We start from the raw sequence: 3,193 nt of genomic DNA, 5'->3' as shown, positions 1-3,193 counted from the left end.
AATGCAAACAGAAGGGGTTCCTTAGCGAGGACGCTAAATGCGGCGAGATTGCAGACCAAATTTGGGATGTGTTCGTGAAATACGGAATTATCGGTGATTATAGAGATTACTATCTTTCTCAATTTAGGCGCGAGCGCCAAATTGAGATTAAAAATTCCTGCCGTTACGTCGGTAAGTCACGTAAAGAAGAATGGGATACCTGGATTGAGTGTCCGACTGAACCGGTTTTTATCGCACTTTCTTACCTGCAATTGCTTAAAGACCCCGCGGTTGAATTGGCGGAGCGTCGTGAACCGCTCAGGAAGGTCGTACAGGACAGGGGAATTAAAAAACTGTATCACTTCACCCAGGCGAGGAACCTTGACAGCATCTTCGAGCATGGGATTCTGTCCAGGAATGAGATTTACAGCCTCGGGATCGATGCCGCCGTCAATGATAACGAGCGGTGGGATAGGCGCACCAATGGCGTCTCTGTGTCCATTTCCGGGCCAAATTACCAGATGCTCTATGCTCTTAAGATAGGCAAGAAAAACCGCGGCGAGACCTGCCCGGGAGATACGTATGTCCTGCTGGAGCTCGATCCGAGCCTGCTGTACGAGCTCGATTGTGCCTTCTATCCTACGAATGCTGCGAGCAACCGGGTTCGCCATGACAGTAAAACGGACTTCAAAAGCGCGCAGGCGCTGGACAACATGTTTGCAGACGGTGTGCGGTGCCCGGCGGGAACATACTCCCGTGCCAAGTGGGGTTTGAACCCTTGGGAAACCAGCGATCCCCAGGCAGAGGTTATGGTGTTCGAAAAGATTCCTGCCCACTACATAAAATGTGTGCTCTTCGAAACAGAAGAGATGGACTATGAATATTCTAGGTGGGTTACAAACCGTAGCCACATTCCATTCAAAAATCTTTTGTACGACGATATGCCGTTCAAGCCACGTCGCGATTACTCCGACTGGAGTAAGGGCATGAACGCATACGACGATGAGATGTGGTAAGGCGGTTCGACATGGCAGTCAGGCCGGTATTCACCGTTTCGCTCGACGAGCGCCTCTGCGTGAAGAGGGATGTCGAGTTCACGTTCTACAGCGGCTTCTCAGGCGCGCAGAAGAAGCGCTGCGTCCGGAGCCTCCATCAGGCGTATCTGGAGGAGGCTCCGGGCGCCCGGGTGCTGGAGGTGTCCAGCCGCTCCGAGGAGGAGCTGGGCGTGCGCTTGAGTGCTTTCAACCTCATGATGACCTGGGGGAACGGCGCACGCATCTCCGTCGAGTCTGCCTTTCAGGGTAGCAAGGTGTTCGAACAGGGCGGGCCGTACCGCGACCTATGGGGCAAGTCCTCACGGGATGCCAAGCGCGATCCGCGTCTCCGCTCGAGCGGCAGCGTCGTGGGCTTCCAGTTCGGTGACAAGCGCTTCGCCTGCGAGCCCAAGACCTTCTTCTACGACTGGCTCTACATCCACACGCTCGCCCAGGAGGGAAATGCCGCCCTCGCCGAAGGGATACTCGCCTACGACGCGTTTACCGACATCGAGTTCAACCCCAAGCGATCAATCAATTGCCAGGCAGAGGCGGCGGCGATCTTCGTCTCGCTATCCCGGCAGGGGTTGCTGCGGGACGCCTTGGAATCCGAGGACGGTTTCCGCGAGATCGTGTTCCAGGGGGTGGCAAGCGAGACGGCCGCTGATCCCGCAGGTGGACAGGGGCATCTCTTCTAGACCAGGCATGGCGCGACGCGTGTCGTGTTAAAATCAATATAATCATTGAAATTAATGATTCGGAGGTGCCGCATGGTCACGATGATGAGCACGAAACTCACGAAGGGCGGGCAAACGACCGTCCCCAAGGAGGTACGGACGGCTCTGGGCATTGCGGACGGCGCGCGCGTGTACTGGTCATTCGACGGGCGGCGCGCCTGGGTGTCCGCCGTGCCGACGGATCCGCTCGAGGTGACGGACGGGGGGGACTTCCGCGCCCGGCTCGCAGAGGCTGAGGCCGACGTCGCCGCCAGCCGCGTGAGGCCGGCGCGGGACGTCGCGGGCGATTTGGGTGCGAGGTACGGTCTTGCATAGATACGAGATCTTGGCAACAAGGCGCTTCGAGGATGATCTAGACACCGCTCTCAGCTGGAGGCTCCGCGAAGTCGGACGCTCGAGTGCCGCCAGGCTCTACAGCACGTACCTCTCGAAGCTCGACACGCTGGAAACCTTTCCGCTCCTGGGCGGGCGCGTGGAGGGCTCCGAGTACCGCTGTACGGCGATTGGGGGTTACATCGCGGTCTACTCCGTTGATGAAGCGGCGCGCGTGGTCACGCTCATGCGTCTCTTTCATATGTCGGCCGACTGGCGTGCGCGACTGCTCGCAGATGAGATTGAAGACCGGCCTAATTAGCAAAGCGAGCTCCCTGCTCGAACTGGTTTCGGCACTGCGCCCGAATGAAAGCTGCCGTTTCGAATCGGCCGCGCATTCGGGCGCATCAAGTTCAAGTTCTGTCTTATAAGAGGCCGGGGAGCGCATCACGATTCCGCATTTCACAATCAAATATTCCAACACGCGAGTATCAGTATTTGAACAGTGGGCGGAGCGCCGCCCCAGCACAGAGAGGAGCATCATGCTCGACACGCTCTATCCTGGCTTCGTGAACATGCAACCCGGCCGTGGTGTCATCGGACTGCACCCCCGCGAGGCGGCCTTCGTCCAGCGCGTGCTCGACGACGACCAAAAGTTCTTCGGAGCCGCCGGTTACACCCGCCGCGAGCTTCCCGCAGGCTCGCTCGATCCTGCGGGCATCGCCCTGCGCGCCTGCCAAACGAAGCGCACGCGCGAGGCATACAGGGACGAGCCCATCATCGCTTTCGAGGCACCCTATGACCAGGACGAATGCGACGACATCATGCGGGAGATGTACCAGATGCCCATGATGTCCTGCTGGGCGCAGCACCTGGAACACGACCTCGGGTACGCGATCGGGGTGCCAAGCCCCGAGCTCACCGCATTCGCCAAGCTGCCCGAGACACCGACCACAGGTCACATCTACGGCGAATCCGAGACCATTGCCTATGTGGCCTGGATGCTCGCCGAAAAGCTCGGCATTAACGCATCCTGGCGCCACCAGCTGACACCAGACGAGCGCATCGCCGCAGAACGCCTCATCGCCGAGTCACACAAGCAGACCAACGGCTATCATGTTGACGACTATA

The 3,193-nt window shown here is 58.6% G+C and carries 5 protein-coding genes; all 5 read left to right on the top strand.

Translation table 11 applies throughout. The features are described 5' to 3' along the window. Nucleotides 1-995 (top strand): DarT ssDNA thymidine ADP-ribosyltransferase family protein (locus BN423_RS10810; protein ID WP_052317235.1); only part of this gene is annotated, 995 nt, incomplete at its 5' end. 11 nt (nt 996-1,006) lie between these two features. Further along, nucleotides 1,007-1,711 carry a DarT1-associated NADAR antitoxin family protein gene (locus tag BN423_RS07940; protein WP_019239725.1) on the top strand — a complete coding sequence of 235 codons (705 nt, stop codon included), beginning with the start codon at nt 1,007-1,009 and terminating at the stop codon, nt 1,709-1,711. Nucleotides 1,712-1,783: 72 nt separating this feature from the next. Beyond that, nucleotides 1,784-2,065: an AbrB/MazE/SpoVT family DNA-binding domain-containing protein gene (locus BN423_RS07935; protein ID WP_019239724.1), complete on the top strand. Its 282-nt coding sequence runs from the start codon at nt 1,784-1,786 to the stop codon at nt 2,063-2,065. Next, complete coding sequence (locus BN423_RS07930) at nt 2,058-2,384, top strand: type II toxin-antitoxin system RelE/ParE family toxin (RefSeq protein WP_019239723.1); 327 nt, start codon at nt 2,058-2,060, stop codon at nt 2,382-2,384. The genes BN423_RS07935 and BN423_RS07930 overlap by 8 nt, the downstream gene beginning before the upstream one ends. Nucleotides 2,385-2,604: 220 nt before the next feature. Further along, nucleotides 2,605-3,193: hypothetical protein (locus BN423_RS10805; RefSeq protein WP_043359867.1), on the top strand; the 589-nt coding region annotated here is incomplete at its 3' end.

It is taken from the genome of Enorma timonensis (assembly GCF_000321165.1).
Taxonomy (GTDB): domain Bacteria; phylum Actinomycetota; class Coriobacteriia; order Coriobacteriales; family Coriobacteriaceae; genus Enorma.
This window is presented reverse-complemented; position numbering and strand designations above follow the sequence as displayed.

What these genes read in the sequence shown, in the direction of transcription:
- BN423_RS07940 (WP_019239725.1), top strand. Translation starts at nt 1,007, where the DNA reads ATGGCAGTCAGGCCGGTATTCACCGTTTCGCTCGACGAGCGCCTCTGC.
- BN423_RS07935 (WP_019239724.1), top strand. Translation starts at nt 1,784, where the DNA reads ATGGTCACGATGATGAGCACGAAACTCACGAAGGGCGGGCAAACGACC.